Genomic DNA, 24485 nt, shown 5'->3' with positions numbered 1-24485 from the left:
CGGTACCGGCGAGGGCTGGCTCTACCTCGCTGCGGTCAAGGAATGTGCCTTTGTCCGCCGTCGCCCATCGGGCTCCGACCGGTGGCGCCGCGATGGGCAACTCCAAGGACAATGGCGCATGCGTCCCGCGAAATCGTGGGGTGGTCCATGGCCGAACATCTGAAAGCGGAGCTCTGCTGTGATGCGCTCTGGATGGCCCTGGACCGGCGCGGTCCGCTCCCGGGCCTGATCCTGCATTCGGACTGCGGCATGCAATATGCCAGTGGGGACTATCGCAAGATCATCCACCGCGCGAAGCTGATCCAATCCATGAGCCGCAAAGGGGAGTGTCTGGATAACGCCCCGATGGAGAGCCTCTTTGCGTCGCTCAACAAGGAGCTGGTCCACCGCCAGTGCTTCGCAACAAGGGCACAGGCCAAGGCCGCTATCTTCGAGTACATCGAGGTCTTCTACAACCGCCAGCGCCGCCATTCAGCCATCGGCTACCAGACACCGGCAGAGGCGTTCACAGAATTGAGTTGGAAAATCGCAGCGTAGAGTCAACAATCAGAATGTCCGGAAAACGGGACGAAGTTCACGTGGCGGTCATACTCTTCACTCCACCGTCTTTGAACTTCTTCTCGTGGCAGACTGAGGCGAACCATATGTCGCCGCAAATCGTGCCCAGGCTCGCCCGCACGCTTACTGCCCCCATGACGCGATCGGCTGGCCAGCCAAGTATCTTTGTCTCTTTGGTTCAAGATGAATTTTGCATTCGGATAGGCATTGCAAACCGATCAAACAATTTAAAATTCTCGATTTTTATTTCACCGTCAATATCGGAATACTCCATGTCGGAGAATGCATCAAAATCCTCAAATCCTTGAACCGGCGGCAGACCCGAACAAATGTTGTGATGTATGTGAACCTGAGGGGGATCATACCGTGATCGTGGCCGCTTTCGCCGCTTCACTCCTTGAACACCGGCCTACTTTAGCCGTCTCAATCCGATCTCACTTCGGTGCAGTACCCCGAAGTGCACAGCGTTGTAGCCAGACTCAAGAAACAACATAAAAATGGACGAGGTGCCCCATTTGTTAAAGCCGATTTGGAATATAACCTCTTTCTGCAAGTCAACGACCCTACCCTGATTATTATTAACTTTGGACACGACACTTGCCGAAGTACGCCCCCGACGCTCCGCTCTCTGACTATCCAAGCGGATACAATCCGATTTTAGGGAAATTAATTTGAAAAGGCGCGGCAAACCGCGCCGTTTCCCGCACTCAGCCGATGACAGTGCGAATCGCATTGGTCAGAAGCTCAACCCGTTCCGGGCGCGCATTTTCTCCCATCAAACCGATTCGCCAGACCTTGCCCGCGAGAGGACCAAGACCAGCGCCGATCTCTACATCATGCTGATTGAGTAGTTTTGCGCGCAGACCAGCCTCATCCATCCCTTCGGGTAACGTAAACACATTTAGCTGAGGCAAGCGGTTCTCCGGCGCCACGAGGAATTTCAAGCCCAGATTATCCATCGCCTGGGCCAGTTGTTGGTGCGCAGCTTCGTGGCGGGCGCGGGCGGGCGCGAGACCTTCGTCCAACACATCTTTCAGACCGGCATGAAGGCCATAGATCGCATTTACCGGAGCCGTGTGGTGGTACGAGCGCGCGCCGTCGCCGGACCAGTAACCCAGCACAAGGTTGAGATCGCAAAACCAGCTCTGGACCCGGGTTTTGCGCGCCTCGATTGCCGCGATCGCGCGCGGGGAGAAGGTGATTGGCGCGAGGCCGGGGGGGACGCTGAGACATTTCTGGGTGCCGGAATAGACCACGTCGGCGCCCCAGTCATCAACCGTAACCTCGGAGCCCACGAGACCGGTCACCGTGTCGACAATCGTGAGCATCCCCGCCTCACGGGCAGCGCGGCAGATCGGCGCGGGATCGGTGCGGGTGCCGGTTGAGGTCTCCGCGTGGACAAAACCGACGACTTTGGCCTCGGGGTTGGCGCGAATAGCCTCGGCCATGGCGTCAGCATCACAGGGCGTGCCCCACTCGAACTCGACCTTCACCGCTTTGGCACCCGCGCGGTCCACGATATCGGCCATCCGACCGCCGAACACACCGTTGATCCCGATGATCGCCGTATCGCCCGGTTCCAGCAGGTTCACCAGCGCCGATTCCATCGCCAGTGAGGCTGGAGCCGACATAGGAAACGTGACCGGATTCGTGGTCCCGAAGACCTGCCGCAGCATGTCCTTCACGTCCTCCATCATCGCGCCGAAAACGGGGTCGAGATGGCCGATGCAAGGCTGAGCCGTCGCGTCGAGCACCGCCTGGGAGACGTTTGAGGGGCCTGGACCAAAGAGGGCGCGGTTGGGGATCATGGGGTTCTCCAGAAAAACAACAGGCGAAGGGTTTGGCCGCACAGTGTTTCCGCTCTTGCCGCCGGGGTCAACCGAAAGACCGGAGACATTCTGTCCGATCGGGACCTGACAGCGATTGTACCCGGCCCCGGATCAGCTAGATTACGCCTCATGAGCACATCGCAGGACAACCCCGCCGAACCGTTCAAGAAGGCCCTCGCCGAGGCGACCCGGACCATTGCCAATGATCCGGAGATGAACGTGACCTACAGCGTCGACCCGCCGGGGCTGTCGGCGGACGGGATACGGTTGCCGCAGGTTTCGCGCCGGATGACCCGGGAAGAGGTGATGCTGGCGCGGGGCACGGCGGACTCGCTGGCTTTGCGCAAACGCTTTCACGACCACAAAACCAACAGCCGCTACGTCCCCGACGGCGACATGGCCCGCGAAATTTTCGATGCGATGGAGGCCGCCCGTTGCGAGGCCGTCGGTGCGCGCGCCATGCCCGGGACTGCGGCCAATATCGACGTGAAGATCGAGGCCGAAGCTGCCCGCAAAGGATATAAATCTCTGATCGCCCGGGAAGAAGCGCCCCTCGCTGTGGCGGCGGGATACCTGATCCGGCAGATGGCGACGGGGCGTCCCTTGCCCGAGGGTGCCGAGAATATCGCCCGGCTCTGGCGGACAGAGTTCGAGACGCAGGCCGGGGCGACGCTCGAAGATCTGAGCGAGGTGCTCGCGGACCAGACGGCCTTTGCAAAAATGGCGCGCCGGGTGATTGACGATCTGGGCTATGGCGACCAGCTGGGCGAAGATCCCGATGGACCCGATGAGGACATGGAGGACAGCGCCGAGCCGGAGAGCGCGGAGGACGACCAGCAGCCCGACAGCAGTGGTGGCGATGACAGCGAGAGCGACGATTACGACGCCGCGCCGGACCAGTCGCAGGAGACTCAGACCGACGCCGCCGAGGCGAGCGTCTCCATGGATGACATGGCCGAGACCTCGGAGGGCGAGGAAAGCGACATGCCCGAGGGTGACGCCAACCCCGAGCCCCCGGCCCCGCCCCCTGTCAGCGAGGCGGACATTAATTACACCGTCTACGCGCAGACCCATGACGAGATCGTGCGTGCCGAGGATTTGGCCGAGCCCGCCGAGCTGGAGCGCCTGCGCAGCTATCTGGACAAGCAACTGGAGCCACTGAAGGGCGCCGTGTCGCGTCTGGCGAACAAATTGCAGCGGCGGCTTCAGGCGAAACAGAACCGGTCATGGGAATTTGACCGGGAGGAAGGCATCCTCGACGCCGGACGGTTAGCGCGGGTGGTGGTGAGCCCCACAACGCCCCTGAGCTTCAAGATCGAAAAGGATACCGAATTCCGCGACACGGTCGTGACGCTGCTGATCGACAATTCAGGCTCAATGCGGGGGCGGCCGATCTCGATCGCGGCGATCTGCGCCGATGTGCTCTCGCATACGCTGGAGCGGTGCAGCGTAAAGACAGAGATTCTCGGCTTTACAACCCGCGCGTGGAAAGGCGGGACGAGCCGCGAGGAATGGCTCGCCGCAGGGCGTCCGCAAACTCCAGGGCGGCTGAATGACTTGCGGCACATCATTTACAAATCCGCCGACGCGCCGTGGCGGCGGACGCGGACCAATCTGGGTCTGATGATGAAGGAAGGACTCCTGAAGGAGAATATTGACGGCGAGGCGCTGGAATGGGCCCACCGCAGGCTCGCCGCGCGGCCCGAGCAGCGCAAGATCCTGATGGTGATTTCCGATGGCGCGCCAGTCGATGATTCAACTTTGTCCGTCAACCCCGCGAATTATCTCGAAAAACACCTCCGGGATGTGATCGCCATGGTGGAGCGGAAACGCGCGGTGGAGCTTTGCGCCATCGGGATCGGGCATGACGTGACGCGCTACTACGACCGCGCTGTCACCATCACGGACGCAGAGCAGCTGGCGGGCGCGATCACCGAGCAACTTGCCAACCTGTTCGACAGCGACAAACGCAAGCGCGCCCGGGTCATGGGGATCCGGCATGTCGCCTGACGCGGCCATTTTGAGGGACTGAACCCATGTTCCAGAGCTTTGACACCGAAGGCGACCGCGCGGCGGGACCGGGACGGCTGGCCGCATTGCGGCAGGCCATGGCCGAGGCCGGACTCAGCGCCTTTATCGTGCCACGCGCCGATGCCCATCAGGGCGAGTATGTTGCGCCGCGGGATGCGCGCCTGCAATGGCTGACGGGGTTCACCGGCTCGGCGGGCATCGCGGCAATCACCGCGGACGAGGCTGCGATCTTTGTCGACGGGCGCTACACGGTGCAGGTGAGCCAACAGGTCGAGCCGCTTTTCGACCCCCGCCCCTTTCCGGCGGAGCGGCCCTCGGGCTGGCTGGCGGATCGGCTGACAGATGGCGACGTGCTGGGCTTTGACCCGTGGTTGCACACCCGCACCGAAATTGACCAACTCTGTGAGGCGGTGGGCGACGGGGTCGAGCTGCGCCCGTTGACAAAGAACCCGCTCGACAGGATCTGGACCGACCAGCCGGAGCCGCCGAGCGGCGCGGTGCGGTCCTTTCCGGAAGAGATTGCGGGGATGTCCCGGCAGGAGAAGATCGACCAGATCTGCGAGACTTTGGCCAAGTCTGGAGAGGCGCAAGCGGTCATCACTCTTCCCGACTCCCTCTGCTGGCTGCTGAACATCCGTGGCAGCGATGTGCCTCGAAACCCAGTCGCCCATGGATTTGCGATCATCGACCGCGACACAAGGTCGGTCTCGCTCTTCATGGAGCCGGAGAAGCTCGATGGCGCCGGTACAGACCTCACCGCCCTGCCCCCGTCCGCCCTGATTGCCGCGCTCGCCAATCTCAGCGGTCCCGTCCGTGTGGACCGAGATACGGCTCCAGTCTTACTCTCCACCACGCTCGAAGACGCAGGCATTCCGGTCTCCTGGGGTGCTGATCCCTGCATCCTGCCCAAGGCGCGCAAAACACCGGCCGAGATCAAGGCCACCCACGAGGCGCATCAACGGGACGCTGCCGTCATGTGCCGCTTTCTGCACTGGCTCGACACCCAGCGTGACGCCATCGCGGATGGTGCAACGCTCACCGAGATCGACGTCGTGACGCGGCTCGAGGAGATGCGCCGGGACACGGGACTGCTGCGCGATATCTCCTTCGACACCATCGCGGGCACGGGCCCCCACGCCGCCATGCCCCATTACCGGGTCACCCACGAGAGCAACCGTCAAATTGCCCCCAACGACCTGCTGCTTGTCGATTCGGGCGGGCAGTATGAAGACGGCACCACCGATATAACCCGCACCGTTGCCATGGGCACGCCCACGGATGAGCAGATCAACGCCTTTACCCGCGTGCTCAAAGGGATGATCGACCTGTCCCGCACCCGCTGGCCCAAGGGCCTGTCAGGCGCCGATCTTGACCCGCTGGCCCGTGCGGCGCTGTGGCGGGCGGGGCTCGATTACGACCACGGCACCGGCCACGGGGTCGGCGTGGCGCTCTCGGTCCATGAGGGGCCGCAGCGGATCAGCCGCGTATCGCGCGTTCCGCTTGAACCCGGCATGATCCTGTCAAACGAGCCGGGCTATTACCGCGAGGGCGATTTCGGGATCCGCATCGAGAACCTCGTGGTCGTCGTCCCCGCCCACGATCTGCCCCATGCCGACCCCGACCGGGAAATGCTGGCCTTTGACACGCTGACTTGGGCGCCGATTGATCGGCGCCTGATTGACATTAACGCTCTGTCCCGGGGGCAGCGGGCGTGGATCGACGCGTATCATGGGGCCATTGCCAGCCAGATGACAGGACGCGTTCCGGCTGAGGTCGCGCATTGGCTGGGTCAGGTCTGCGCCCCCTTGGAGACCTGAGAAGTTGCGCCCCGTCAGGGAGTTGTTAAGGTCGTCAAGAATTGACTGACCGCTAGGAGAATGCCCATGTCCGCCACGATCACCATAGAAGACGCGCCGGGAACCTGGGTTGTCCGCGCAGGCGGCGCCGTGATCGGTGAAAGCAGCAAAGCTTTGATTCTTCGCGAGAATGGCTACCCTGACGTGGTGTATTTTCCGCGGTCAGATATCGCGACAGCATTCCTCGACCCGTCGGACACGGTGACGTCCTGCCCGCACAAGGGACAGGCGACGTACTACTCGATTCAGACGAAGTCCGTGACGCTGAAAGATGCGGGCTGGAGCTATGAAGACCCGAAGGATGCGGTCGCGGCGATCGCCGGGCATCTGGCCTTTGAAAATGAAGGGGTGACGATCGAGAAGATCTGACCTTACTCAGCGGCGCATGGCCAGGCGGCCAGATCCTGATCCAGCGCCGGATGCCGGATCTGGGTGCCAGGTTTGATGCCCAGTTGGTCGGCCAGACCACCGTTGATTTCCAGCACCACGCGGATGTTTGCACCGCCAAAAATCGGCGTTTCATCCCCAGGAATGGCGTTCTCATGCACGTACTGGACGACGCCCTTCTCAGAGACAAACACCATATCAAGCGGGATCAGCGTGTTGCGCATCCAAAAGCTAACGGGGCCCGTCCGCTCATAGACAAACAGCATTCCTTCGGAGAGCGGCATATCCTCGACGAACATCAGCCCCCGAGCCCGTTCATCCGGGGTATCAGCGAGGGTGACCGCAAACCGCGCCGCACCCCAGTCGCCGCGCAGTTCCACCGTCTCGGGCGCGCAGGCCAGCACCGGTGATGCCGCCAAGGCGATCGCGACACCCACCGACAAAACTCTCGCAATCATCCGCACAACCAACGTTCCCCAAACCTGACAGGCTTTATTCTGCGCAGCTTTCCCTACGGGTCAACGCCTCTTTGGGTGAGTTAAGACCTTTGGATTATCGCCCTTGAGCATAGCTGCCGGTGTCTGCTGAGCACCGATGCTCAGACCGCGCTGACACCGAAAGCTCCAACGTAGGGCAGTGGCTCCCGCAGTAGCGACCATTTCAACGACTGTCAGTGACCAAACCGCGCTACGCGTCAGAGCCGTCGTCTCGCAGAGCATCCTCCCAGACCGCGAGACGGGTTGCCAAAAGCCCCCGCTCGCCCTCCGTGACGATGACTGCGATTGCCTCACCCGGTAGCAGGTCGGACAGAGGTGATTGACGCAGAACCTCTGCATGGACGAAGACATCGTCCGCCACGCCGAACACGTTCGCAAAGCCGATCCCCTTGACCCTGTCGAACCACTTCACCCGTGCGGGTTGCAGCGGACCCGACACCTCCTCCTCAGAGAACATCAACGGACGCTCAGTCGTCCCAGTCGCGGGCTCGGGCTGATGTGCCGCGAGGATTTCCACCGCTTTCACACCTTTGTCAGATTGGACGGTCAGCATTGTGATAGCGCTGCCTTCCGCGATGCTGTTCCGTCCAAAATTCCGCAACACATTCTCGTGCAACAGAATATCGCCGTCTATCGCGTCAGATATTACAAAGCCGAACCCCTTGCGGGTATCGTACCATTTCACAATGCCCTCAACGACCAGACCGGGGTCGGATTCACTCATAGTTCGTATCCCATGGCCGCAGGCGGCTCTTTTTTAATTGATGGCCAACCCGGATGGGTCGCCTCCTGCATCACGCGCCACAGAGCTTCTGTGGCGCCCGTCAAACCATAGGATACTACCGCTCAGGGTGAAAGCCGCTTTGCCTCCCAAAAATTATCGCCCGCTAGTTGTTTCCAGACTTCGCGATCATGGAGCCGACTGTCACCAGCTTGCCAGAATTCTATCTCATGCGGCGTCAAGCGATACCCCCCCCAATGGCTAGGCCTGGGCACATTTTCGCCGAAACGCTCACGCACGTCTTCGACCTGTGCCATTAGCGTCGCCCGATCTTTAAGGGGTTGAGACTGCTGCGAGGCCCATGCGCCCCAGCGAGATCCCAGATCCCGAGACGCGAAATACCTATCCGCTTGGTTCGTATCTTCTTTCGATATTATGCCTCGAACCCGAATTTGTCGACCGAGTGTTTTCCAGTATAAATTGAATGCAGCCTTTCCGGAGGCCTCTAATTCCTGTCCCTTGACGCTACGGTAATTTGTATAAAAAACGAACGAACTTTCTTCGATCTCTTTTAAAAGAACAACCCGGACGTTGGGCATTCCATTCTCGTCTACCGTCGCAAGGGAAATTGCATTCGGATCGTTCGGCTCCGACACCTCCGCTTCGGCCATCCAGGACCGAATCAGTTGAAAGGGGTTGTCCGCACCGAAAATGCTGGTCTTCTCTGACACCGTGCTACCTCCTGCTGGTCTTGAAGCAGATTGCGCGATCGCTTAAAGCGAGCGCAACCAATTGAGAGGGAAAGAGATGGCCGGTAATTTGATGGCGGGCAAGCGCGGACTCATCATGGGTCTGGCGAATGACAAGTCGATCGCCTGGGGCATTGCCAAAACTCTGGCCGATCAGGGCGCCGAGCTCGCTTTCTCTTATCAGGGCGATGCGTTGAAAAAGCGGGTCATTCCCCTCGCAGAGCAGCTTGGCAGCGATATGGTCATCGAATGCAATGTCGGTGACCCCGAAAGCATTGATGGTCTTTTTGCCGCGCTCGGCGAGCGCTGGGACAATCTCGATTTCGTCGTCCACGCCATTGGCTTTTCGGACAAGAACGAGCTGCGCGGTCGTTATGTGGAGACCAGCCGCGAGAACTTCCTGATGTCTATGGATATCTCCTGCTATTCTTTCACTGCCGTGATGCAGCGCGCGGAGAAGATGATGAACGAAGGTGGCTCGGCACTCACACTCACCTATTACGGTGCGGAGAAGGTCATGCCCCACTATAACGTCATGGGCGTCGCCAAGGCTGCGCTTGAGGCCAGTGTGCGCTATCTGGCCGAAGATCTCGGCCGCGACGGCATCCGCGTGAACGCGATCTCAGCAGGCACGATCAAGACGCTGGCCGCCAGCGGCATTGGCGATTTCCGCTATATTCTGAAGTGGAATGAGTATAATTCGCCTCTCCGCCGGACCGTGACGCAGGAAGAGGTCGGCAAGTCCGCGCTGTACCTTCTGTCCGATCTGGGCTCCGCGGTCACCGGCGAGGTGCTGCACGTAGATAGCGGCTACCATGTGATCGGGATGAAGAACCCCGAGGCCCCGGATATCACCAAGGGATGAGCCCCGACTGGCAATTCATCGACATACCCAAAGGCGGTGAGGCATGAGCCTCGCCGCCTTTTTCGGAGTGGCGCTCGCACATCTGATGGCCGCGATCTCTCCGGGACCATCCTTCGTTCTGTCGGTGCGCACGGCGATCTCACAGGGATTTCGTCCGGCGGCTGCGCTGGCACTGGGATTTGGCATAGGTGCGGCGATCTGGGCCTTTGCAGCGCTAGCGGGTCTGACACTGCTCTTCACCCTGATGCCCCCTCTCTTTCTCGTACTGAAGATAGGTGGCGGGCTGTTTCTGATCTGGCTGGCCGTAAAGATGTGGCGTCACGCCAGTGACCCGATGCCGGCGAGCAGCGCCGACGCCTCGCCCCGCAGCATGGCCTCCGGAGTGCGTCTGGGCCTTGCCACGCAAATCGCGAATCCGAAACCCGCCATCTTTTTCGGCGCCGTTTTCGTCGGCGTGATGCCCGTCACCGCGACCGCCTCGGATAAGGCCATCGTGCTGGCCAATATTCTGTGGGTCGAAACCTTGTGGTATGTGATCGTCGCCCGTGCCTTTTCGCTGCCCCACCCGCGCGCCGCCTATGGGCGTGCGAAGGTGTGGCTCGACCGTGGCATGGGCAGCATTCTGGGACTTCTGGGGCTGAAAGTGGCCCTCACCTGAGGAGACAAACATGACCGAGCGCCTTCCCCACGAAAAAGGCTTTCACGTCAGCTGGGACCAGCTGCACCGGGACGCACGGGCGCTGGCCTGGCGGCTCGACGGGATGGGTCCCGACGGCGATGCGGGCGAAAAGGGGGGCGGCTGGCGCGCGATCGTTGCGATCACAAGGGGCGGCATGGCACCGGCGATGATCGTCGCCCGGGAGCTCGACATCCGTCATGTGGATACGATCAGCGTCAAATCCTACGACCACCAGAACCAGCGCGAAGCGAAGGTGCTCAAGGCCCCCGATGCCGGGATGATGGGTGACGGCGAAGGCATCCTCGTGGTGGATGATCTGGTAGATTCGGGCCGCACGCTGGAACTGGTGCGCGAGCTGTACCCCAAAGCCCATTTCGCCACGGTCTATGCCAAGCCCAAGGGGCGCCCGCAGGTAGATACATTCATCACCGAGGTCAGTCAGGACACGTGGATCTTTTTCCCCTGGGATATGGGTCTGCAATACGTCCCGCCTTATCGCGGTCAGGACTGAGCCCAATCACGCTGCTGCAGGCGCCTCGCGGAGGACCTGCCCTGCGATGTGCCGTGCGATGGGCACGCAGGCGGTCGCGGCAGGCGACGGGGCGTTGCCCACATGGAGGCAACGCTCCGACTGGACGAACAGAAAATCGTCGATGATCCGCCCGTCCGGCGCGATGGCTTGCGCACGAACCCCGGCTGGGTACGGGGCAAGATCCCGCAGTTCGACCCGCGCGCAATATTTGTGGATCCGCGCCAGATACGCCCGCTTTGACACCGAAGCAGTCAGTTCCGACGCCGCCGATCCCGCATTCTGCGCCAGCATCCGCCAGAACCCGCCATAGCTGAGGGTCTGCGCCGTATCCCCCAGCGACAGGTCCCGCAGGCGGTAGCCTTCGCGTTTGAACGCGAGAACGGCGTTGGGGCCAACGGTAAATCCACCCCTGATCTTGCGTGTCAGATGCACCCCGAGAAAGGGACGCTCCGGATCGGGAACCGGGTAGATCAGGTGGCTAACGAGGTCTTCGGGCTGGTTCATCAGCCGATAGAACTCCCCCCGGAATGGAACGACGCGGTAGCCCGGCTCCTGCCCAAAGGCCCGGATCAGCCGGTCAGAGTGGAGCCCGCCACAGGTCACCACCCTCCCCGCCTGATAGCTCTGCTGGTCAGTGGTCACTGTGACATGGGCGGCGGTTTCCTCGCCTGAGATAACCCGTTCTCCGTAGCGGATCTCGCCCCCACGCGCCGTAAAGAGCTCCGCCATCACCTCGGTCATCCGCCCGTAATCGGTGATGCCGGTGGAGGGAGAATACAGCGCCGCGAGCCCGCTGATATGGGGCTCCATCTTCCGCAACCCCGCCTCGTCCACATCCTCAATGACGATGCCGTTCTGACGCGCGCGGAGCCCGAGCGCCTCCATCCGCGTGACCTCGGCCTCGCTCGTGGCGACGATCAGCTTACCCGTCCGATCAAAGGGAATGCCATGCTCAGAGCAGAACGCCTCGGTCGCCGCGACGCCTTCACGGCAGAACCGCGCCTTGAGGCTGCCGGGGGCGTAATAGACACCCGCATGGATGACACCGGAATTATGCCCGGACTGGTGACGGGCAGGTTCGGATTCCTTCTCCAGCAGCGTGATGGAGCTGTCCGGCAGGCGGGATTGCAGCTCCAGCGCGGTGGCGACACCGATAACGCCACCGCCGACGATCAGAATATCCGTGATGGCTTTCACGCAGGCCGGACCACGAAGACCGAGGCCGTCGCATGGCGCGCCACGGCTCCGCCATGGGACGGCCAAACATATTCCGCCAGCCCGGGCACGTGCGACGCCATGACCACAAGGTCCGCGCCTGTCTCGGAGATCGCCTTGACCAGCGCCTTGTCCAGATCGGCGGTCGGGTCGTTCAGGGTCAGCGCATGGGCGTCGGCGGTCACCCCGTCCCGCGCCGCAATGTCAGCGGCGAAGGCGTCCAGCTTGGCTGCGTATTCCTGCGGGTTGTGTCCCAACGGCCCCGGCTCCGGCGACGTCGCGCCCACGAAGGTGATCGGGGCATTCCACTGTCCCGCGAGGGTCGTGGCGACACCGATGGCGCGCTCCAACGCCTTTGCGTGTGCCAAATCTACCGGAACCATGATTTTGCGGAACATACGCGCTCTCCTCGGGACAATTCAATTTCAGCAACCGACCCGCGCTCCGAATCGGAGCCCGCATCGCGCTGTCCTCAGCCTAGAGAACTCCGCCCCGATTTCCAAACCGATGGCCTCAGCCGTCACGCTCCCGGTCCAGAACCCAGGCCAGTGCAGCCGCCTCGCCGATCCGGGCGCGTGTGGCACCGATCTTGACCACGAGGGGTGCAGCGTCTTCGATCTGAGCCCAGATCCACTCCGCCACATCCGCTGTCACGGCATGTTCAGTCAGGGCGACCGAGGCGATCACCCGATAGCTGTCCTCCTGCCCCAGCACCGCCTCCATGGAGACCGGCTGGAACGCCATTCCCGCCGGCAAACCCACGGGCGCGCGCAAGATCGCCAGCGTTTCTGCCGGGAGCCCGTCCATCTGGATCAGCATCGCATGTCCTCCAAAGAAACAGGGCCGCATCCCACCGGCGCGGCCCCATTCGTCAGTATCGCAATGAGATTACAGGCGCGAGGCGACGTTTTCCCAGTTCACGAGATTGTCGAGGAAGTTCGTCAGGTAGGCCGGACGCTTGTTGCGGAAATCGATGTAGTAGGAGTGCTCCCACACATCGCAGCCCAGCAGAGCGGTCTGACCGAAGCAGAGCGGGTTCACGCCATTCTCGGTCGAAGTGACCTTCAGACCGCCATCAGTGTCCTTCACGAGCCAAGCCCAGCCGGAGCCGAACTGACCGGCACCGGCGGCGGAGAACTTGTCCTTAAACGCGTCGACGGAACCAAAGCTCTCGACCAGCGCCTTTTCCAGCTCGCCCGGCATTTTGCTCTCGTCGGGGGTCATCATTTCCCAGAACTGCACGTGGTTCCAGTACTGGGACGCGTTGTTGAACAGACCCGACTGGGCCACGGCGCCAGCATTGTAGGTGCCCTTGATGATCTCCTCGATGGACTTGCCGTCCCACTCGGAGCCGGAAACCAGCTCGGCGGTCTTATCGGCATAAGCCTTGTGGTGGAGATCGTGATGATATTCGAGGGTTTCCTGGCTCATGCCTTTGGCAGCAAGAGCATCATGGGCATAGGGAAGATCGGGGAGTTCGAACGCCATTCTGGGTCCTCCGTGTAAAATTCTACATACGCGCCCCTTGTGGCCGCGCAAACAACATAAAATCAAGCCCTTTGCAGGGCCGCAGAGAGATCAGAAGACGCCGACCTCGCCGCCCGGTGCCGCGCTCGTGGCGAGCACGTCGAATACATAAGTGCCCACGGAGCTGAAGCAAACCACATGCGCGGTTTCTTCATCCGATAACCACACAGCTCCCGCGACCTGCGCAAGGCGCGTGCGCCGAACGGTGTCGGGCGCGAGGGTCTGCATGTCCACCGGCGTCACTTTGGCCAGCACTTCGCGCACTCCACGCCCTTCAAGCCGGAACGCGGCCCGCATGTCGGTGACGTCCAGCGCCAGGTGGTGCACGCCCTCAAGACGGGACCTGAGACCGGTCAGCGCGTCTGTGGTCTGGTTCGGAGCGACGAAAAGCAGCAGCTCATCGGGCGACATCCACGCCACCTGCCCGGCCTCTCCGGCGGTCAGGCCCAGCGGCTCCGGCAGATTGGCTCCCGTCACGGCGCGCACGGCCTCTGCGATGCCCCCGTCGGACAGATCGCCGCGCAGGGAAATCATCCCCCGGGGCGCATCCTCCGACACGGTGACATAGCCCACGGCGCGGCGCCCGTTCAGCGGTGTTGCGAGATCAGACATCCTGCCGCACTCCTTCCTTGTCGTAGAAGACCGGATCACAGATCCGCGCCTTATAGCTGCGGCCATCGGTGCCGGGGATTTCCAGCACCTCGCCCATCCGCTCCGGCCCGCGACGGACCAGCGCCATGGCGATGCCCCGGTCAAGGGTCGGGCTGTAATAGGTCGAGGTCACGCGGCCCTGCATGTTCCTCTGACCATTGGCGTTTTCGCCCTCATCGACCACATAGGCGCCATCTGGCAGCACCGAGCCATCGAGCGTCTCCAGCCCCACCAGCCTCCAGCGGTCGGGATCGGTCATATGCGACCGCTCTTGCCCACGCTTACCGATGAAGTCGTCCTTCTTCTTCGAGATCGCCCAGTTCAGGCCGAGATCCTGCGGGATCACCGTGCCGTCACTCTCGTCGCCGATCATGATAAAGCCCTTCTCGGCGCGCAGCACGTGCAGCCCCTCTGTTCCATAGGGCTGGATGTCGAATTCCGCGCCCGCCTCCAACAGCTTGTCCCAAAGCGCGCGACCCTGATTGGCAGGAACCGCGACCTCATAGGACAATTCCCCCGAGAAGGAGATGCGGAAGACCCGCGCCGGGATCCCGGCCAGCGCACCCTCGGCCCAGGCCATAAAGGGCAGCGCGTCCTTCGAAAGATCCATGCCGCCGAGTTTCTCCAGCACCTTGCGGGCATTGGGGCCGACCACCGCGATCTGCGCCCATTGCTCGGTCACATTGGCCGTGTAGACCTGCAGATCCCACCATTCGGTCTGCAGGAACTCCTCCAGATGGGCGTGAATCCGGTCCGCGCCGCCGGTGGTGGTGTGGCACAGGTAGCTGTCTTCCGAGAGCCGCGCCACCACGCCATCGTCGATCAGAAAGCCGTTCTCCGAGCACATCAGCCCGTAGCGGCACCGCCCGACCTTCAGCGTGGACATCATGTTCGTATAGACCAGATCGAGGAATTTGCCCGCATCAGGTCCCTTCACCACAATCTTGCCCAGCGTCGAGGCGTCCAGCAGGCCCACATTGCTGCGGACATTCAGCACTTCGCGCTTTACCGCGGAGTGGCGATCCTCACCCGGACGCAGGTAGCAATAGGGACGACGCCACTGGCCCACGGGCTCGAAATCGGCGCCGTTTTCCTCATGCCAAGCGTGGATCGGTGTACGGCGCAGCGGCTGGAAGATCTCACCCCTTGCCTCACCCGCAATCGATCCCATGGAGATCGGCGTGAAGGGAGGGCGGAAGGTTGTCGTCCCTACGGTCGGGATTGGCTCACCTCTTGCATCAGCAAGGACCGCCAAACCATTGATATTACTGAGCTTGCCCTGATCTGTCGCCATGCCCAGCGTGGTGTAGCGCTTGGCGTGCTCCACGCTGATGAAGCCCTCCCGCGCCGCCAGCTGGATGTCCGACACCTTCACGTCGTTCTGGTAGTCGAGGAACATCTTGGTCCGCAGCTCCGGACCCGCCTTTTCCGGCATGATCCAGACGGGACGCATGGGCGCCTCCTCGGGGCCTTGGGTCAGCGCCGACAGGGTCAGATCCCCCGCAGCCGCGCCCTCGGCCGAGACCATTGCGCCGCCATCGGCACCCAGCGGCGGGCGGTTTGCATCAGGGTAGAAGAACGCCCGCGCGTCGTCCCAGAGGAGCTTGCCGCCGCAATGGGACCACAGATGCGGTACCGGGGACCAGCCGCCGGACATGGCGACGGCGTCGCAGGAGATCCGCCCTTTCGAGGTGCCGTCCCCGCCAATGGCGCAAAGCTCGACACTGCGCACGACCTGATCGCCCGTGGCTTTGACCCCCGATCCGGTGACGATCTCGATCCCCGCATCCCGCACCTGTCCTGGCAGCGCGCCGGTGACGGAGGTCCGCGCATCGACCACGGCGCGCACGGTCACGCCCGCCTCATGGAGCGCCAGCGCGGTGCGATAGGCGTCGTCATTATTGGTGACCACGACGACCTTGGAGCCCACAGCGACACCGAAATCATCGAGAAAATCCCGCATGGCCGAGGCCAGCATCACCCCCGGCAGGTCATTGCCCGCAAAGGCGAGAGGCCGCTCGATGGCGCCGGTAGCGGTGACGATATGGCCGGTGCGTATCTTCCACAGGCGATGACGCGGGCCTTCGGTACCGGGCCGGTGGTCGCTGATCCGCTCATAGGCGGTCATCCAGCCGTGGTCATAGACGCCGGTGCCCTGCAGATTCAGGCGCAGAGTCACGTTCTCCATCGTTTCCAGCCGGGCCACGGCATCGGCAACCCACGTCTCAGCGCTCTGGCCGTCAATGGTCGCGCCGTCGCGCATCCCGTCGGTCAGTGCGCGCCCGCCCCAGCGGTCGTCCTGATCGATCAGCAGGACGCGCTTGCCGTCCTGAGCCTCCGACAGTGCCCGGGCCAGACCCGCGACACCGCCGCCGACGATGGTCACATCGTTGTGGTGATAGAAATGCTCGTAACGATCCGCGTCCGACCCCTCGGGGGGGCGGCCCAGACCGGCGGACTGGCGGATGATCGGCTCGTAGACCTTGTGCCAGAACGATGCGGGCCAGAGGAAGGTCTTGTAATAAAAGCCCGCGGGCAGGAAGCGCGACAGCTTTGCGTTCACAGCCCCCACGTCGAATTTCAGCGACGGCCAGCGGTTCTGGGACTGCGCACGCAGCCCTTCATGGAGCGGGGTCGTCGTCGCGCGGGCGTTCGGCTCGAACCGCCCGCCCTGCCCCAGACCGACCAGCGCGTTGGGTTCTTCATGACCAGCGGTGACCGGGCCGCGAGGACGGTGATACTTGAACGACCGGCCCATCAGGACCTGCCCGTTGGCCATCAGCGCCGAGGCCAGCGTGTCCCCCTGCACCCCTTCGAGCGACTGTCCGTCAAAGGAGAACCCCAGACGGCGCGAACGGTCGATGCGGCGACCTCCGGTTGCCAGACGATGGGCCATCACGCCTCCTCCTTATTGCGCCAGCCAGGCTCGACGGCGTCGATTTCCGCCAGCAACGCCTCAGGCGGTGCGGTGACCTGCGCAGGGTACGTCCCGTAGACCCGCAGGCTGACCGTGTTGCGTGCCGCATGGAACCACTTGCCGCAGCCCATGACATGGCGCCAGCGCTCGAAATGCACGCCCTTGGGGTTTTTGCGCATAAAGAGATAACTCTCGAAGTCGTCATCCTCCGAGCCGGGGCCAAAGCGCGTCAGATGGGCCTCGCCGCCCGCGCTCAGCTCGGTCTCGTCACAATCCACACCGCAATTGGGGCAGTGAAGTCTCAACATGGTGATATCCCCTCAGAGGTCAGTGGGCGACGCCGGCGGCGACAGATTCGTCGATGAAGCGGCCTTCGCGGAAACGCTCCATTCCGAACTCGGCGGTGAGCGGCGAATGCCCCTTGGCCATCAGCTCGGCAAAGGCCCAGCCCGAGCCAGGCGTGGCCTTGAAGCCGCCCGTGCCCCAGCCGCAATTGATAAAGCAGTTCCCGACCGGCGTTTTCGACAGGATCGGCGAGCGGTCGCCGGTCATGTCCACGATGCCGCCCCAATGGCGCAGCATTTTGAGCCGCGAGATCATCGGGAAGGTTTCGACCAGTGCCCGCACCGTCTCCTCGATGTGATGGAACGACCCGCGCTGGTGGTAGCCGTTAAAGCTGTCCGTGCCACCGCCGATGACCATCTCGCCCTTGTCGGACTGGGACATGTAGCCGTGCACCGTGTTGGCCATGACGACGATATCCATGCAGGGCTTGATCGGCTCGGAGACAAGCGCCTGCAACGGCACCGATTCGACCGGCAGACGGAACCCCGCCATCTCCGCCAGACGCCCCGAATGGCCCGCCACAACGATGCCGAGCTTGCCACAGCCGATTTCGCCGCGCGTGGTCGACAGGCCGGTGACCTTGTCGCCGTCGCGGGTGACGCCGGTGACTTCGCATTGCTCGATGATGTCCATGCCCATGTCGGAACAGGCGCGCGCGTAGCCCCAGGCTACCGCATCATGGCGCGCGGTCCCGGCCCGCTCCTGCCAGAGGCCGCCGAGGACCGGATAGCGCGGCCCGTCAATATTCATGATCGGGCAGATGCGCTTGACCTCCTGCGGGCCGATCCAGCGCGTCTCGACCCCTTGCAGCATATTGGCATGGGCGGTGCGCAGATAGCCGCGCTTCTCGTGTTCGGTCTGGGCCAGCATCAACACGCCACGGGGGCTGAACATGACGTTGTAGTTCAGGTCCTGCGACATGGTCTCAAAGAGCGAGCGGCTCTTTTCATAGAGCGCCGCTGACGGGTCCTGAAGGTAGTTCGACCGGATGATCGTGGTGTTGCGGCCCGTGTTGCCTCCCCCGAGCCACCCTTTCTCGATCACCGCGACGTTGGTGATACCGTGCTTGCGCCCCAGCCAATACGCCGTTGCGAGACCGTGGCCACCGGCGCCCACGATCACAACATCATAATGGGATTTCGGAGAGGGACTGGCCCAAGCGCGGTCCCAGCCCATGTGATGGCGCATGGCCTGTTTGGCGATGGCAAAGGCGGAATAACGTGTCATCCGGGGGGTCCCTCCTCGATCCGGCGGCGCGCGGTCGGCTCTGGCATAGCCCCGGCCCGGCCCGTTTGCTGCGTCTGAGCGGCATCTTCAACAAGATTTGCGACATCGCCGGCGCGGCACCCTGTCTCAACCGCTTCCTCCCGGCAAAGGAACGGTCTAGAGGGATGCTATGCTGTTCTGGATCATCGCCTTCGCGCTTGCCGCCCTTTGTCTTATCCCCATCGCGCTCACGCTGTTGCGCGACCGCAGAGATGGGGCCGTGTCGCCTGATATGGTCGTCTATCGCGACCAGTTGGACGAGATCGAGCGCGATCTGGCGCGGGGCGTGCTGACCGAAGATGAGGCCACGCGCACCCGAACCGAGGTCGCCCGTCGTCTGCTGGAGGCCGAAGCGCGCGAGGCGGGGCCTCAGGGGCGCAAAGGTCCGGGCCGCGTGGGCGCGGCGATCGCCGCTTTGCTGGTGCTGGCCGGGACGGCGGGCGTCTATTTTTGGATCGGGGCGCCGGGTGTGCCTGACCTGCCGCTATCGACCCGGCTGGAACAGGCCCAGAAACTCCGCGAGAGCCGCCCGTCACAGGCCGAACTTGAGGAGCGCGTGGCAGCCGCCCGCCCCGACGATGCCGAAGAGATCGACCCGAATTTCACGCAACTGATGGAGCGGCTGCGGGCGACCATGGCCGACCGGCCTGACGATCTCGAAGGCTGGACCCTGCTCGCGCGCAACGAAGCCCGGTTGATGAACTTTGCCGCCGCAGCGGAGGCGCAGGATCGTGTGCTGGAGCTGAAAGGCGACAAGGCCACCACCGAAGATGCCACAGACGCGGTGGAGCTGCGGATCTATGCCGCCGGAGGCATCGTCTCGACCGAAGCCGAACAACGGCTCGATTCGATCCTCGCGGTCGACCTCGAAAATCCCCGTGCGCGCTATTATAAGGGCCTCGCGCTGGCACAGATCGGCCGCCCGGACATGACCTTCACGCTCTGGCGCCCGGTGCTGGAGACACAGCCCGCTGGCACACCTGTCGCCGAAGCCATCCGGGGGCAGATCGGAGAGATCGCGATGCTGGCCGGGGTGCGCTATGATCCACCTGCCACCGCTCCCGGTCCGGATGCCAGTGATATGGCGGCGGCAGCGGAGATGGACCCCGAGGCGCGGCAGCAGATGATCCGAAGCATGGTTGACGGACTGTCGGAACGCCTCGCGACGGAAGGCGGCAGCCCGGACGAATGGGCACGCCTGATCCGCGCGCTCGGCGTGCTGGGCGAAACCGACCGGGCCAAAGCCATCGTCGCGGAGGCCCGTCAGGTGTTTGCCGCCAGCCCCGAGGCCGTTCAGCTGATCGAACAGACCGCACGGGATGCGGGGCTCGCCGAATGACCGGCGCCACCGTGCATGACGATCTGACCACCTTTGCCGCCGCCCTGCCCGCCAATGGCGCGCTGATGGGGCTCGATCTGGGGACAAAGACCATTGGCGTCGCGGTATCGGACGGCTTTCGCTCCGTGGCCTCGCCTCTGGAAGTGATCCGGCGCAAGAAATTCACCCTCGACGCCCAGCGGATCATCGCGCTGGCCGCCGAACGGTCCATCGCCGGGATCATCCTTGGTCTGCCGCTGAACATGGATGGCAGCGAGGGGCCGAGGGTCCAGTCCACCCGTGCGTTCGCCCGCAATCTGACGGGACAGCTTGACCTGCCGCTGGCCTTCTGGGACGAGAGGATGTCGACCATGGCGGCCGAGCGCGCTTTGCTGGAGGCGGACACCTCCCGCGCGCGTCGGGCCGAGGTGGTCGATCAGGTGGCTGCGGGCTACATTTTGCAAGGGGCGCTGGACCGGCTGGCCCGGATTTGAGCGACGGGGGCGGACATGGAAGATACCGTTTGGAAACGGGACGAGATCGAGAGCCCGTGCATCAAGGTTTGCGTGGTGCATCCCGCAGCGCGCATATGCACCGGCTGTCTCCGCACCCTCGACGAGATCGCGGGCTGGGGCCGGATGACCGCCGAGGCCAGGCGTGAGATCATGGACCGTCTTGAGGAGCGTCGTCCGCTCCTGTCCCAACGTCGCGGGGGTCGTGCCCGCAACCGGGTCGCCTGAGGGCCCCGATTTTGCGGCGCAAAATCGCGACATCGCGGGACGTCTCACGTCCCGCAACCGCTCCTGCTCAGCTCTGAGACAACCGACCGCCGCGGCGGATCTGCTGAACGGACAGAGCCTTGCCCGTCTTCGGGTCAATCTCGGCCAGCAACCCCGACAGAGTGCCCTCGCCCTTGGCCGGTTCAAACCGCGCCTTGGGCATCCCGGTCAGGAACCGCCGCATGGGCTCGTCCTTCTGCATGCCGATCACGCTGTTATAGTCGCCGCACATCCCCGCATCGGTCTGATAGGCGGTGCCGCCCGGCAGGATCATCGCATCCGCCGTCGGGACATGGGTATGGGTGCCGACCACGATCGAGGCGCGCCCGTCGCAGAAATGGCCCATGGCCATCTTCTCCGAGGTCGCCTCGCAATGCATATCCACGAGCGTGGCCTGCACCGCCCCGCCCAGCGGCGCGGCTTTCAGCGCGCGCTCGACCGCCGAGAAGGGATCGTCAAAGGGGCGCTTCATAAAGACCTGCCCCAGCACCTGTGCCACCAGCACCCGCGCACCGCCCTGCACCTCGAAAACGCGCGCACCTTGCCCCGGCGCCGCCTTGGAGAAGTTTAGCGGTCGCACGATCCTTGGCTCAGCCTCGCAGAACTGCATCATCTCCTTCTGGTCGAAGGCGTGGTCGCCCAGCGTAATCACATCCGCGCCGGCCTCAAGAATGCCTTTGGCATGGGCCGCAGAGAGGCCCGCACCATTGGTGGCATTCTCGCCGTTCACCACGCAAAAGCTCACATTCAGCTCCTCGCGCAGATTGCGCAGGTGCTGCCCGATGGCCGTCCGTCCGGAGCGGCCCATCACATCGCCAAGAAACAAGATCCGCATGACCGTCTGCTAGGACGCCTGCCGGTGCGGCGCAAGATCATCTTGCAGCGGCCGCGCGAGAGGCGCAGACCGGAGACATGATGCACCGGGTGATCTCCCTGCTCGTCGCGAGCCAGATCCTGCTGACCAGCGCCCTTGCCGTGGCACTGGTGGCGCCGGGCGGCATCGCGCTCTGTGCGGGCGGGCAAGTGGTGATCGTGTCGGACTCCCACAACCCGGATGAGCCGTCACACGCCTCCCCCTGCGCGGTGATGGCGAGCCTCTGGGTCCCGGTCACTGACCGTGCCGAACCTCACTCCCTTGCCGTCGCGCCGATCGCCTACACACCGGACTTCCATGCGACGTCAGTGCCCGCCGTGATCTCCGCGACCTGGCCCCGGGGACCGCCGCTCTGATCCTTTGCGCTTCCGAGACCCTATCGCAAAAGGACCAGAGATATGATGACCCGATTCTCCAGTCGCCTCATGGCGCTGACCCTGCCTGCCCTCCTGCCGCTCGCCGCCATGGCCGATGACGCCAGTGCGCTGAGGATCTCCGACCCGGTGATCTACGCCACGCCCCCCATGGCCAAGGCCGCCGGGGGATACATGCTGGTGGAAAACACGGGCGAGACCGATGACACCCTCGTCAACGTGACCAGCGAGGACGTCCCCATGGTCCAGCTCCACCGCTCGATGAACGTGGACGGGGTGATGAAGATGGAACATCAGGACGCCATCCATATCCCCGCGGGTGAGAGCGTCGTCTTCAAGCGCGGTGACTACCACGTGATGTTCATAAAGCTCGATTCCCCTATGACCGAGGGCGATGACATCACGGTGACGCTGGAATTTGAGAATGCAGGCGCGGTGCCGGTGACGTTTACCGTGATCCCGCGCCCCGAATGACGCCCCTCACCCGACCCGGATCGTCCGGGTCGGGGTAACAATCAGGTCGAGGGGCAGATCCGTCGCCTCGACCGGCACGGCCTCCACCTCTTGCGCATCATAGGCAAAGCCGATGCAGCGCAAAGGATGGAGGCCGGAGAGCTCCGCAATCGTCCGATCATAGAAGCCGCCGCCATAGCCCAGCCGGTAGCCGCGCCGGTCAAAAGCCAGCAGCGGCACGATCAGGGTGCGGGGCCGGAGCCAGTCGCCGGTGGCGGGAACCGGAACGCCGAAACTGGCGGGCTCGATCGCGTCGCCGTCCGACCATGTGCGAAACCGTAAGGGCTGGTCCGGGCCCGGCACGACGGGCAGGCACGTTTGAGTCGACAGGTCCTTCAACACCGGACGCGGGTCGATTTCCGTCCGTATTGGCCAGTAGACCGCGACCGGACCCCCGGCCCCGTCGAGCGCCTCGGCCAGACGAGTGAGCGCGGGCGCAACCACGGCCCCGAGCCGCCGATGATCCTCTGCACGCCGGGCAAACGCGGCCTTGCGCGCAGCAGCCTTTACGGCGGCAATGTCGCTCACAGCAGGATCGCTCCGGCGAGGCCGAGGAAGGCGAAAAAGCCCACCACATCCGTCACCGTGGTCACAAAGGTCCCGGAAGCCAGCGCCGGATCCACCCCGACCTTGTCGAGGATGATCGGGATCAGCACACCGGCCAGCCCGGCCACCACGAGGTTGATCACCATGGCCAGCGCAATGACCACGCCCAGCATCGGCATCCCGAACCAGACCAGCCCCACGATGCCCACGATGATCGCGAAGGCCATGCCGTTCAGCAGCCCCGCCAGCGTTTCGCGTCGCACAACCCGCCAGCCGTTGGAGCCGGTGAGGTCGCGGGTAGCCAGCGCGCGCACGGCCACGGTCATGGACTGGGTTCCCGCATTGCCGCCCATGGAGGCCACGATGGGCATGAGCACGGCCAGAGCCACCACCGCCTGCAACACGTCCTCGAACTGGGCGATCACGATGGAGGCGAGGATCGCCGTGCCAAGGTTCACCAAGAGCCACGGGAATCGCTGCCGCACGATCTGCAACGTCCGGTCCGCAATGGATTCGTCACCGACACCGGCGAGCAGCAGAAGGTCTTCTTCATGCTCCTCGGAGAGCACGTTCATGGCGTCGTCGATGGTGATGACCCCGACCAGCCGGCCGTCATCATCCACGACCGGCGCCGAAATCAGGTGATACTGGTTGAACGCATAGGCCACGTCCTCTTCGTCCTGATCGAAGGGAATGGTGCGGAAGCTTTCTTCCTGGACATCCACCAGCTTCGTCACCCGATCCGAGGACATGACCTTGCCCAGCGTCACATAGCCAATCGGCCGGTAGCGGGGGTCGACGATGATGATGTGGTAGAACTGCTCCGGCAGATCGAGCGTGCTGCGCATGAAGTCGATGGCGTCACCCACGGTCCAGTGCTCTGGCGCGGCAACCACTTCCCGCTGCATGAGACGACCGGCGGAGTTCTCCGGAAAGCTCATCGCCTGCTCGACAGCCAGACGGTCGCTGCCCTCCAGCGCGTCGAGGATGGTCTCCTGCTGTTCCGGCTCGTCAAGCGCTTCGAGCAGGTCCACGACGTCGTCCGATTCGAGCTCGCGAACGGCCTGGGTCAGAACCTCGGGGCTAAGCGCGTCGATGACCTCTTCACGCAGGCCTTCGTCAAGTTCTGACAGAATGTCGCCGTCAAACTCGTCGCCAAGGAGCGCGATCAGCTCGCGCCGTTCACCGCTCCCGAGCTGTTCCAGAAGGTCAGCCACGTCGGCGGGGTGCATGGGCTCCATTGCCGCGAGAAGCGCCGCCTGATCCTCAGCTTCTACGGCCGCCCGGACCTCGCGGATCGTTTCGCGATCCAGCGCATAGACGTCATCCTCTGCATCGGCAGCGAGTTCGATCTCGGACATTGCGGACCTCCGTCTATCAGGCAGTGCCCTGCGTGTAGAGCAGGCCAACGTCCGGTGCCACCCGCTTGACGCGAAATTTCCACCACACGGAACAG

Annotated in this window: 27 protein-coding genes and 1 pseudogene; 12 read left to right on the top strand and 16 right to left on the bottom strand. The window is 63.4% G+C overall.

Annotated elements, in window-relative coordinates; all coding sequences use genetic code 11:
• The first annotated feature begins 147 nt into the window (after window positions 1-147).
• A complete protein-coding gene (locus FEV53_RS01000) occupies window positions 148-537 on the top strand; it encodes an IS3 family transposase (protein ID WP_246100695.1) in 390 nt (129 codons plus the stop codon).
• Between the two features lie 2 nt (window positions 538-539).
• On the opposite strand, the pseudogene FEV53_RS22075 reads toward FEV53_RS01000, so the two are convergent.
• Both FEV53_RS22075 and FEV53_RS00995 read right to left on the bottom strand, forming a co-directional pair.
• Window positions 540-758: pseudogene (locus tag FEV53_RS22075) on the bottom strand (hypothetical protein); the annotation flags it as partial.
• A gap of 507 nt (window positions 759-1265) precedes the next feature.
• Window positions 1266-2366 carry a pyridoxal-phosphate-dependent aminotransferase family protein gene (locus FEV53_RS00995; protein ID WP_142832947.1) on the bottom strand — a complete coding sequence of 367 codons (1101 nt, stop codon included), beginning with the start codon at window positions 2364-2366 and terminating at the stop codon, window positions 1266-1268.
• Between the two features lie 150 nt (window positions 2367-2516).
• Between FEV53_RS00995 and cobT the strand changes: the two genes are divergently transcribed.
• The 3 genes from cobT to FEV53_RS00980 all read left to right on the top strand — a co-directional run bounded on the left by cobT (window position 2517) and on the right by FEV53_RS00980 (window position 6643).
• Window positions 2517-4397, top strand: coding sequence for a cobaltochelatase subunit CobT (cobT, locus tag FEV53_RS00990; RefSeq protein ID WP_142832946.1), 1881 nt, complete (start codon window positions 2517-2519; stop codon window positions 4395-4397).
• 26 nt (window positions 4398-4423) lie between these two features.
• A complete protein-coding gene (locus tag FEV53_RS00985; RefSeq protein ID WP_142832945.1) occupies window positions 4424-6235 on the top strand; it encodes an aminopeptidase P family protein in 1812 nt (603 codons plus the stop codon).
• 66 nt (window positions 6236-6301) lie between these two features.
• On the top strand, window positions 6302-6643 hold the full coding sequence (locus tag FEV53_RS00980; protein ID WP_142832944.1) for a DUF427 domain-containing protein: 342 nt from the start codon (window positions 6302-6304) through the stop codon (window positions 6641-6643).
• A 2-nt stretch (window positions 6644-6645) separates the two neighbouring features.
• On the opposite strand, the gene FEV53_RS00975 is transcribed toward FEV53_RS00980, so the two are convergent.
• The 3 genes from FEV53_RS00975 to pdxH all read right to left on the bottom strand — a co-directional run bounded on the left by FEV53_RS00975 (window position 6646) and on the right by pdxH (window position 8610).
• Window positions 6646-7119: a DUF192 domain-containing protein gene (locus FEV53_RS00975; RefSeq protein WP_142832943.1), complete on the bottom strand. Its 474-nt coding sequence runs from the start codon at window positions 7117-7119 to the stop codon at window positions 6646-6648.
• A gap of 229 nt (window positions 7120-7348) precedes the next feature.
• Entirely contained in the window at window positions 7349-7882 is a 534-nt protein-coding gene (locus tag FEV53_RS00970) for a cold-shock protein (protein ID WP_142832942.1), read from the bottom strand.
• Between the two features lie 122 nt (window positions 7883-8004).
• Window positions 8005-8610, bottom strand: coding sequence for a pyridoxamine 5'-phosphate oxidase (gene pdxH, locus FEV53_RS00965; RefSeq protein WP_142832941.1), 606 nt, complete (start codon window positions 8608-8610; stop codon window positions 8005-8007).
• 76 nt (window positions 8611-8686) lie between these two features.
• On the opposite strand from pdxH, the gene fabI reads away from it, so the two are divergent.
• The 3 genes from fabI to gpt are packed head-to-tail and all read left to right on the top strand — an operon-like array spanning window position 8687 to window position 10683.
• The gene (fabI, locus tag FEV53_RS00960; protein WP_142832940.1) at window positions 8687-9493 is read left to right on the top strand and encodes an enoyl-ACP reductase FabI; all 807 of its coding nucleotides are present in this window, start codon (window positions 8687-8689) and stop codon (window positions 9491-9493) included.
• 43 nt (window positions 9494-9536) lie between these two features.
• Entirely contained in the window at window positions 9537-10151 is a 615-nt protein-coding gene (locus FEV53_RS00955) for a LysE family translocator (protein WP_142832939.1), read from the top strand.
• A 10-nt stretch (window positions 10152-10161) separates the two neighbouring features.
• Window positions 10162-10683, top strand: coding sequence for a xanthine phosphoribosyltransferase (gene gpt / locus FEV53_RS00950; RefSeq protein ID WP_142832938.1), 522 nt, complete (start codon window positions 10162-10164; stop codon window positions 10681-10683).
• 6 nt (window positions 10684-10689) lie between these two features.
• Here gpt and lhgO read toward each other — a convergent pair whose 3' ends face one another.
• From lhgO to FEV53_RS00910, 8 genes are all read right to left on the bottom strand, one after another.
• Window positions 10690-11901 carry an L-2-hydroxyglutarate oxidase gene (gene lhgO, locus FEV53_RS00945; protein ID WP_246100694.1) on the bottom strand — a complete coding sequence of 404 codons (1212 nt, stop codon included), beginning with the start codon at window positions 11899-11901 and terminating at the stop codon, window positions 10690-10692.
• Complete coding sequence (locus FEV53_RS00940) at window positions 11898-12317, bottom strand: universal stress protein (RefSeq protein ID WP_142832937.1); 420 nt, start codon at window positions 12315-12317, stop codon at window positions 11898-11900. Before FEV53_RS00940 ends, lhgO begins: the two co-directional genes overlap by 4 nt.
• A gap of 115 nt (window positions 12318-12432) precedes the next feature.
• Window positions 12433-12738 (bottom strand): hypothetical protein, encoded by a 306-nt coding sequence (locus tag FEV53_RS00935; protein WP_142832936.1) that lies wholly within the window; start codon window positions 12736-12738, stop codon window positions 12433-12435.
• A 69-nt stretch (window positions 12739-12807) separates the two neighbouring features.
• Window positions 12808-13407: a superoxide dismutase gene (locus tag FEV53_RS00930; protein ID WP_142832935.1), complete on the bottom strand. Its 600-nt coding sequence runs from the start codon at window positions 13405-13407 to the stop codon at window positions 12808-12810.
• Between the two features lie 90 nt (window positions 13408-13497).
• Complete coding sequence (locus FEV53_RS00925; protein ID WP_185962045.1) at window positions 13498-14058, bottom strand: sarcosine oxidase subunit gamma; 561 nt, start codon at window positions 14056-14058, stop codon at window positions 13498-13500.
• Window positions 14051-16993 (bottom strand): sarcosine oxidase subunit alpha family protein, encoded by a 2943-nt coding sequence (locus FEV53_RS00920; RefSeq protein WP_142832933.1) that lies wholly within the window; start codon window positions 16991-16993, stop codon window positions 14051-14053. The genes FEV53_RS00925 and FEV53_RS00920 overlap by 8 nt, the downstream gene beginning before the upstream one ends.
• Window positions 16993-17322 carry a sarcosine oxidase subunit delta gene (locus FEV53_RS00915; protein WP_142832932.1) on the bottom strand — a complete coding sequence of 110 codons (330 nt, stop codon included), beginning with the start codon at window positions 17320-17322 and terminating at the stop codon, window positions 16993-16995. Before FEV53_RS00915 ends, FEV53_RS00920 begins: the two co-directional genes overlap by 1 nt.
• A 19-nt stretch (window positions 17323-17341) precedes the next feature.
• A complete protein-coding gene (locus FEV53_RS00910; protein WP_142832931.1) occupies window positions 17342-18586 on the bottom strand; it encodes a sarcosine oxidase subunit beta family protein in 1245 nt (414 codons plus the stop codon).
• 169 nt (window positions 18587-18755) lie between these two features.
• On the opposite strand from FEV53_RS00910, the gene ccmI reads away from it, so the two are divergent.
• The 3 genes from ccmI to FEV53_RS00895 are packed head-to-tail and all read left to right on the top strand — an operon-like array spanning window position 18756 to window position 20683.
• Window positions 18756-19964 (top strand): c-type cytochrome biogenesis protein CcmI, encoded by a 1209-nt coding sequence (gene ccmI / locus FEV53_RS00905; protein WP_142832930.1) that lies wholly within the window; start codon window positions 18756-18758, stop codon window positions 19962-19964.
• Entirely contained in the window at window positions 19961-20437 is a 477-nt protein-coding gene (gene ruvX / locus FEV53_RS00900; protein ID WP_142832929.1) for a Holliday junction resolvase RuvX, read from the top strand. The genes ccmI and ruvX overlap by 4 nt, the downstream gene beginning before the upstream one ends.
• 15 nt (window positions 20438-20452) lie before the next feature.
• Entirely contained in the window at window positions 20453-20683 is a 231-nt protein-coding gene (locus FEV53_RS00895; RefSeq protein WP_142832928.1) for a DUF1289 domain-containing protein, read from the top strand.
• A gap of 67 nt (window positions 20684-20750) precedes the next feature.
• Here the strand turns inward: FEV53_RS00895 and FEV53_RS00890 are convergent, their stop codons facing one another.
• A complete protein-coding gene (locus FEV53_RS00890; RefSeq protein WP_142832927.1) occupies window positions 20751-21557 on the bottom strand; it encodes a TIGR00282 family metallophosphoesterase in 807 nt (268 codons plus the stop codon).
• 77 nt (window positions 21558-21634) lie between these two features.
• On the opposite strand from FEV53_RS00890, the gene FEV53_RS00885 reads away from it, so the two are divergent.
• Both FEV53_RS00885 and FEV53_RS00880 read left to right on the top strand, forming a co-directional pair.
• The gene (locus tag FEV53_RS00885; RefSeq protein WP_142832926.1) at window positions 21635-21952 is read left to right on the top strand and encodes a hypothetical protein; all 318 of its coding nucleotides are present in this window, start codon (window positions 21635-21637) and stop codon (window positions 21950-21952) included.
• A gap of 42 nt (window positions 21953-21994) precedes the next feature.
• Window positions 21995-22444 (top strand): copper chaperone PCu(A)C, encoded by a 450-nt coding sequence (locus tag FEV53_RS00880; protein WP_142832925.1) that lies wholly within the window; start codon window positions 21995-21997, stop codon window positions 22442-22444.
• A 6-nt stretch (window positions 22445-22450) separates the two neighbouring features.
• Here the strand turns inward: FEV53_RS00880 and FEV53_RS00875 are convergent, their stop codons facing one another.
• Together FEV53_RS00875 and mgtE are read right to left on the bottom strand one after the other, a co-directional pair.
• Window positions 22451-23011 carry a 5-formyltetrahydrofolate cyclo-ligase gene (locus FEV53_RS00875; protein ID WP_142832924.1) on the bottom strand — a complete coding sequence of 187 codons (561 nt, stop codon included), beginning with the start codon at window positions 23009-23011 and terminating at the stop codon, window positions 22451-22453.
• The gene (gene mgtE, locus FEV53_RS00870) at window positions 23008-24390 is read right to left on the bottom strand and encodes a magnesium transporter (RefSeq protein ID WP_142832923.1); all 1383 of its coding nucleotides are present in this window, start codon (window positions 24388-24390) and stop codon (window positions 23008-23010) included. The genes FEV53_RS00875 and mgtE overlap by 4 nt, the downstream gene beginning before the upstream one ends.
• Between the last annotated feature and the right edge of the window lie 95 nt (window positions 24391-24485).

Origin of the sequence: Palleronia caenipelagi (assembly GCF_007004065.1) — a bacterium.
Classification (GTDB): Bacteria; Pseudomonadota; Alphaproteobacteria; order Rhodobacterales; family Rhodobacteraceae; genus Palleronia; species Palleronia caenipelagi.
This window is presented reverse-complemented; position numbering and strand designations above follow the sequence as displayed.